The organism is Streptococcus sp. GMD1S (assembly GCF_000296875.1).
Classification (GTDB): domain Bacteria; phylum Bacillota; class Bacilli; order Lactobacillales; family Streptococcaceae; genus Streptococcus.
Genome location: NZ_AJQY01000411.1, coordinates 1 through 677 on the forward strand (window position 1 = coordinate 1; position 677 = coordinate 677).

At 49.2% G+C, this 677-nt stretch carries 1 protein-coding gene; it reads left to right on the plus strand.

Annotated elements, in window-relative coordinates; all coding sequences use genetic code 11:
* Positions 1-677: 7-carboxy-7-deazaguanine synthase QueE (queE, locus tag GMD1S_RS10695; protein WP_000596987.1), on the plus strand; the 677-nt coding region annotated here is incomplete at both ends.

Consider the following 677-nt stretch of genomic DNA (forward strand, 5'->3'; position numbering starts at 1 on the left):
AAACTACCAGTTCTGGAAATTTTCGGCCCAACCTTTCAAGGTGAAGGTCGTGCTATCGGGCAGAAAACCATGTTTGTCCGCACTGCTGGTTGCGACTACCACTGCGACTGGTGCGACTCTGCCTTTACTTGGGATGGTTCTGAAAAACCAACTCGCATGACCGCTGATGAAGTCATTGCAGCCTTAGATAAGCTAGGAAGCTACGACTATGTAACCCTATCTGGCGGAAATCCCGCTATCCTAGCAGCTAACATGGCCGAACTCGTCACCAAGCTCAAGGAACGCGGTATCACTCTGGCTGTTGAGACTCAAGGTTCTCGCTGGCAAAATTGGTTAAAAGACATCGACCAGGTCACTCTGAGCCCCAAGCCTCCTTCATCAAAGATGGAAGTCAACTTCGAGACCTTGGACTTTATCGTTTCCCAATTGGATCCAGACAAGGTCACCTTTAAAATCCCTGTCTTTGATGATGCCGATTTGGCCTTTGCTAAAGGGATTCAAGAACGCTACCAACCAGATGTCCTTTTCTTATCGGCTGGAAATCCTGAGCCCAAGGCTACAGGCAATATTGTCCAAGACCAACTAGACCGACTCAAAGAACTCTGGGAATGTGTCGCTACTGACGATAGCTGGGGCAATGTCCGCGTCCTTCCTCAACTCCATACCCTCCTCTACGA